5 protein-coding genes are annotated in these 6,435 nt (G+C 72.1%); all 5 read right to left on the bottom strand.

Going from position 1 to position 6,435, the window contains the following annotated elements:
* Window positions 1-665: Bug family tripartite tricarboxylate transporter substrate binding protein (locus VBO01S_RS30355; RefSeq protein ID WP_255221249.1), on the bottom strand; the 665-nt coding region annotated here is incomplete at its 3' end.
* Complete coding sequence (locus VBO01S_RS30350; protein WP_062482648.1) at window positions 662-1,876, bottom strand: VWA domain-containing protein; 1,215 nt, start codon at window positions 1,874-1,876, stop codon at window positions 662-664. The genes VBO01S_RS30355 and VBO01S_RS30350, both read right to left, overlap by 4 nt.
* A complete protein-coding gene (locus VBO01S_RS30345; protein ID WP_062482646.1) occupies window positions 1,873-4,233 on the bottom strand; it encodes a DUF5682 family protein in 2,361 nt (786 codons plus the stop codon). The genes VBO01S_RS30350 and VBO01S_RS30345 overlap by 4 nt, the downstream gene beginning before the upstream one ends.
* Window positions 4,234-4,246: 13 nt before the next feature.
* Window positions 4,247-5,326: an AAA family ATPase gene (locus tag VBO01S_RS30340; protein WP_062482644.1), complete on the bottom strand. Its 1,080-nt coding sequence runs from the start codon at window positions 5,324-5,326 to the stop codon at window positions 4,247-4,249.
* On the bottom strand, window positions 5,323-6,435 hold a 1,113-nt coding region (locus tag VBO01S_RS32890), incomplete at its 5' end, for a DUF5691 domain-containing protein (protein ID WP_255221248.1). The genes VBO01S_RS30340 and VBO01S_RS32890, both read right to left, overlap by 4 nt.

Genomic DNA, 6,435 nt, shown 5'->3' with positions numbered 1-6,435 from the left:
CCGCCCTGGATGAAGCGGCGCGCCGTCGCCAGCTCGCCCATCGCGAACGGCAACTGGCCGCCCGCCACCTCGACCAGCGCCGGCCCGGCGCTGCGGTACGGCACATGCACCATCTCCAGCCCCGCCTCGCGCGCGAGCAGTTCCATCGCGAGGTGCTGCGCGCTGCCGTTGCCGGCCGAGGCAAAACTGAAGCGGCCCGGAAAGGCGCGCGCGTCCTCGATGAAGGCACGCGCATCGCGCACGCCGCTGGCCGGGCCGACCAGCAGCACCATCGGCAGCCGCACCAGCTGCGTGACGGGCGTGAAATCGCGCGACGGGCTGTAGCTCAGGCTGCGGTACAGCGCCGGGTTGAACACCCACATGCCGTTGTCGGCCGACAGCACGGTGTGGCCGTCGGCTGGTGCGCGCGCAGCTTCGAGGGCGGCGAGCGCGGTGTTGCCGCCGGGGCGGTTCTCGATCTGCACGGGCTGGCCCGTGTCGATGGTGAGCTGGGCACCGATGGCGCGCGCGACGACGTCGGCGATCGCGCCCGTCGGGAAGGGCACGATCCAGCGGATCGGCCGCGCGGTGTCGTCGGAGGGCTGCGCCCAGGCCGTGCCGGCCACCAGCCCCAGCAGCGCGGCCAGCCGCCGTCGCTTCAGGTCGGGCAGGCGGCGCTGCTTCACGGGGCGGCCCGGCTGGTCTTCAGGCCCTGCCCCGCGGCCCAGGTCGACACGTCCTCGCGCTTGATGGCGGCAGCCATGAGGCCCGGGAACGCATCGGGCGTGCAGGCGAACGAGGGCACGCCCAGCGCCGCGAGCTTGGCGGCCAGGTCGCGGTCGTACGAAGGCGCGCCCTCGTCGCTGAGCGCCAGCAGCGCGATGAACTGCACGCCGGCCTCCACCAGCTGGTGGGCGCGGCGCAGCAGGCCGTCTTCCACGCCGCCTTCGTACAGGTCGGAGATGAGGATCAGGATGGTGTTGCGCGGCTCGCGCACCAGCGTCTGGCAGTAGCCCACGGCGCCGTTGATGTCGGTGCCGCCGCCCAGCTGCACGCCGAACAGCAGGTCAACCGGGTCCTGCAGCTGCTCGGTCATGTCGACCACGGCGGTGTCGAACACCACGAGCTTGGTCGACACCGCCGGCAGGCTCGCCATCACCGCGCCGAAGATGCTCGAATAGACCACCGACGCGGCCATGGAGCCGCTCTGGTCGATGCACAGAATGACTTCGCGCTGCGGCTGGCGCGCCTTGCGCCCGTAGCCCACCAGCGTCTGCGGCACCACCGTGCGGTACTCGGGCTGCCAGTGGCGCAGGTTGGCGCGGATGGTGCGGTGCCAGTCGATCTCCGAATGGCGCGGGCGGCGGTTGCGCTGGCTGCGGTTGAGCGCGCCGCTCACGGCGCTGCGCATCGGCTCCTCGAGCTTCTTCATGAGCTCGTCGACCACCTTGCGCACCACGGCGCGCGCCGTGTCCTTGGTGCCGGCCGGGATCACGCTCGCCAGCGCCACGAGGTTGGCCACCAGGTGCACGTCGGGCTGCGCGTTCTCGAGCATCTCGGGCTGCAGCAGCATCTGGCGCAGGTTGAGGCGCTCCATCGCGTCGCGCTGCATGACCTGCACCACCTGGCTCGGGAAGTACTTGCGGATGTCGCCGAGCCAGCGCGCCACGCTGGGCGCCGAATCGCCCCGGCCGCCGCGTTGCCCGCCCTGGCCCAGGCCGCGCCGGCCGTCGGCTTCGTAGAGCGCGGCGAGCGCCTGGTCGATCTCGCGCACGCGGCCTTCGATGGCGCCGCAGCTGGCGTTGGCCTCGCTGCCGAGCACGAGGCGCCAGCGTTGCAGGCGGTCGGTGGGCGGCAGGGTTTCTTCTTCGTCGATGGGTGTTGGATTCGCGCTCATGCCTTCACTCCCAGCAGTTCCCGCAGCAGCGGCAGCGCGAGCACCGCGCGTGATTCGTCCCAGTCGGTGGCGGCCACGGCGGACGGCAAGGTGCCGCCGACGGCGCCGCGTTTCGCGCGTTCGCCGAGTGCGCGCCGGTCGGCGCCCGAGAAGTCCGCGAAGCTGCGCCGCACCAGCGGAAGCACCTGCACGAAGTGTTCTTCGCCGAGCCCCGCGAGCCAGCCGTCGACCAGCGACCACACGGCATCGTCGTGCAGCAGCACCATCGCGTTGCGGTTGAGAAAACCTTCGAGCCAGGCCGCCGCATCGGTCGGCGGCGCGCCGGCCGAGAGGTTGCGCGCCAGTTGCTGCGAGGCGCCGTCGCTGTCGATCTGCGCATCGTCGAGCAACAGCCGGCAGCTCACGCCGCGCAGCAGCGGCGCGCCGGTTTCGCCGAAGGCGATGGATCGCAATGCGTTGCGCCAGGCGGTGGTCGTTTCTTCGCCGTCGCGCAGGCGCACCGCGTCGTGCGCGCCGATGAGGCGGGTACGCAGCGACTCGGCGGCTTCGGCGTCGAGCGCGCCGCACGCAATCGGCAGGCCGATGGCGCCGCGCACGATGAGGCTGTCGAGCACGTGCGAGAGCAGCGCGCTGTCGGTCTGGCGCACGCTGCCGTAGCGGAACACGTTGGCCAGCGGCGGCACCGCGCCGATGAGCTGCACGGCGTCGCCGGTGAGCGCGGCGCGGTCTTCGAGCGCGCGGGTCACGGCCTGCACGGCCACGGGCAGGTCGGCCAGCAGCACGGTGTCGACCTGCTCGGCCAGTGCGGTGAGCGAGGTCTCGGCCGCGAGCCCTTCCATCACGCGCGCGCTGGCGGCGTGCGCCACCGTGGCGCCGAAGCGGCTGGCCTCGATGACGCGCAGCGCGAACTCGGGCTGCCACTGCAGCTGCCACACCTCGTGGAAGGTGCCGCGGCTCGCGCGCTGGCCGGCGGTGACCTCGCCCCACGGCAGGTCGAGCAGGCGCAGGCGGTGCAGCAGGTGGCTGCGTGCCAGGTCGTTGGGCTGGCGCAGGTCGAGGTCGAGCGTCTTGGCGGTGGCCTCGGGCTTGAGGCGCAGGCTCTTCTGCGCCTGTTCGAGGTCGCGCTGCAGCGGCACGGTGGGCACGTCGGCCGGCACCTGGCCCATGCGGTCGCCGACCGTGAGGCGCTCGCGGATGAGCGTGAGCGGCGCCTGCTCGCCCATGCAGATCACGCTGCGCACGGCCTCGTCGAGCTCGGGCAGGCCGGGCGCGGGGCGCTCGCGCAATGCGGCCAGCGTGTCGGCCAGGCGCGTGGCTTCGATGAGGTGGGCGGAGGAGCAGTCGAGGTCGTGCTCGCGCAGCAAGCGCGCGACGCGGGCGAGCCAGCCGGTGCTGCGCCCCGCCACCTCGTGTCCCTGCTGCCACAGGTGCTCGTACCAGCCCGGCGAATCGATGCCGGCGCCGTAGCCGCTGGCGCTCGTGAGGTGCCGGTAGGTCCACGGCACCCAGGTTGCGAGCACCTTGAGCTTGGGCAGGCCCTTGAGCAGCGCCGCATCGGCCTTGGCGGTGGCCGCGCCCTGCAGCGCGGGCACGTGCCAGGCACCGCACACGACGGCGATGCGCTGGTGACCGGCCTTCACGGCCTCGCGGATCGATTGCCGCATGAAGGCTTCGCGCCGCTGCTCGCGTTCCATCGCGCGCACGCCGCGCCGGTCTTCGGGCGTTTCGGCGCGCACGGCGGTCATGGCCTCGGCGATGGCGCCGAACAGGTCTTCGCCGTCGCCGCGCTCCTCGACCATGTGGTTCCACCAGCTCTCGCCGTCGGCATAGCCGGCAGCGTGGGCGAGCCAGTCGAAGGGGTCGTCGGGCAGCGTGTGGGCGGCCTGTTCTTCTTCGGGCGCATCGACGGTTTCAGCGACGGTTTCAGCGACGGGCACCGTGTCGGTCTCGTCATCGCCGAGCGGTGTGTCGACTGGCTCTGCGGCCTTGGCCTCATCGACCGCGCGCGCGGCCTGCTCGATCGCCATGCGGTGCGCCTGCGGCAGGTCGATGAAGCGCGTGGGCACGCCACGCGCGGCGCCCCACTGCAGCGCCTGCCATTCGGGCGAGAAGGTGGCGAAGGGATAGAACGCGGCCAGGCCGGTGTCTTCGCTCGCGTGGATCAGCACCGCGACCGGCGGTTGCAGGTCGGCATGCGCGAGGAAGGACAGCAGCGGCTCGGCCTCGGGCGGGCCCTCGACGAGGATGCAGTCGGGCTGCAGCGACTCGAAAGCGCGCAGCAGGCTGCGCGCACAGCCGGGGCCGTGGTGGCGGATGCCGAAGTAGTGCAGCGGCGAAGGCGCCGCGCTCGTGCTCATGCGCTGGCTCGCGTCAGAGTTGTTCTCGGCAGGCGCGGTACAGGTCCTTCCAGTCGGCCCGCTCCTTCACCACGGTCTCCAGGTATTCCTTCCACACCACCTGGTCCTGCACCGGGTCCTTGATGACCGCGCCGATCAGGCCCGAGGCCACGTCGGCCGAGCGCAGCACGCCGTCGCCGAAGTGGCCGGCCAACGCCATGCCGCTGTTGATGACCGAGATGGCCTCGGCGGTCGAGAGCGTGGAGGTGGGCGACTTGATGCGCGTCTTGCCGTCCTCGGTCTGGCCGTTGCGCAGCTCGCGAAAGATCTGCACCACGCGGCGCACTTCCTGCAGCGCGGGCGGCTCGGCCGGCAGCGCGAGCGCACGGCCCAGCTCGCCGACGCGCTTGACGACGATCTGCACTTCCTCGGCCTCGCTCGACGGCACGGGCAGCACCACGGTGTTGAAGCGGCGCTTGAGCGCGCTCGACAGTTCGTTCACGCCCTTGTCGCGGTTGTTGGCGGTGGCAATCACCGAGAAGCCGCGCGTGGCCTGCACCTCGGTGCCGAGCTCGGGCACGGGCAGGGTCTTTTCCGACAGCACGGTGATCAGCGAGTCCTGCACGTCGGCCGGGATGCGCGTGAGTTCTTCGACGCGCGCGATCTTGCCCAGGCGCATGGCGTGCACCAGCGGGCTCGGCACCAGCGCCTTTTCCGACGGGCCATGGGCCAGCAGCTCGGCGTAGTTCCAGCCGTAGCGCAGCTGCTCTTCGCTGGTGCCGGCCGTGCCCTGGATCAGCATCGTCGAGTCGCCGCTCACCGCGGCCGCCAGGTGCTCCGACACCCACGACTTGGCCGTGCCCGGCACGCCGTACAGCAGCAGCGCGCGGTCGGTGGCGAGCGTGGACACGGCGATTTCCATCAGGCGCGAATTGCCGATGTACTTGGGGCTGACCTCGAAGCCGTTGGCCAGCTTGCCGCCCATCAGGTAGGTGAGCACGGCCCAGGGCGAGAGCTTCCAGTTGGCCGGGCGCTGGCGGTCGTCGACCTTCTGGAGCGCTTCGAGTTCTTCGGCGAATTGCTGTTCGGCATGCTGGCGCAGGACATTGCTCATGGACGGCCTTGGGAAGAGGTTGAAAGTGAGGAAGAAGAGGAAGAAGAAGGAAGCGTGGCGACCAGCCGGCGCGCACGCACGATGCGCGCGGTGTCGACCAGTGCGTTGGCGAGGCCGGGGCTTTCCTCGGCCGCGCGCGGCAGGTCGGCCAGCAGCGCCAGCGCATCCAGGTGCAGCAGCGCGGCGGCGGTGCCGAGCACCTGGCGCAGCACGTAGTCGTTGACGAGGTCGCCGCGCTCGACGCGCATGCGCAGCGCCTGCGCGATGCGCAGCGACAGCGCGGCAGAGGGTGTATCGCCGGGTGCGCAGGCCTGGTCGGCAAACGCGACGACGTCCTGCACGCCCTGGCCGGCATCGCCGAGCTGCGTCGCCCAGTGGCGCTCGCGGCGCTCGCGCGGCAGCAGCGCCAGCAGCGGGCCCACGCCGCCGCGGTGGGCGCGCGGGCGGTCAAGCAGCGCATCGCACCAGTCGAAGTCGGGCGCGGCCAGCACGGCCTCGTTCCAGCCGCGCAGCAGCGCGTCGTGCCAGTCGCCCTTGGCGGCCCAGTCGAGCAATGCAGCGGGCGTCAGGCCGGTGCGCGCGGTCCACCACGCGAGCGGCATCTGGCGCACCAGCTGGTAGAGCCACCACGCGCGCTCGCCGAGGCTGTCGTGCGTGGGGCGCGCGGCGTCGATGGCGTCGTCCTTCCAGCGCGGATCGGCGGCTTCGGGGGCGTTCAGTTGCCACGTCGCGCCTTGCGATAAGAGCAAGGGCGCGAGGAAGGCTTCGACGCGCCGCACGTGCGCGCTGGCCGGCAGGCGCTGCAGCAGCTCGACCACGGTCTGGCGCACGTCGCGCGCGCGGTCTTTCAGCTGGGCTTCAAGCAGCGCTTCGTCGTCGGGGCCGAGGTTCTCGGCCAGCGCGCCGAGCAGCTCGGCGCGCTCCTTGGCGGGCAGCTGCGGCAGTTCGGCGGCGAGGCGTTCGCGCGCACCGGCCGGGTCATCGCGGCGTTGCTCGGCCAGCACGGCGCGGCGCTGGTCGATGCTGCCTTCGTCCCAGCGGGTCTGCGTGTCGGCCTGCGCGCTGGCGCCGACGGCGTAGCGCCAGTCGTCGTTGCGCGCGGCGAGCCA

This window comes from Variovorax boronicumulans NBRC 103145, from assembly GCF_001591345.1.
Classification (GTDB): domain Bacteria; phylum Pseudomonadota; class Gammaproteobacteria; order Burkholderiales; family Burkholderiaceae_C; genus Variovorax; species Variovorax boronicumulans.
The sequence above is the reverse complement of the archived record's forward strand: the minus strand, read 5'-3'. Positions and strand labels throughout refer to the sequence as shown.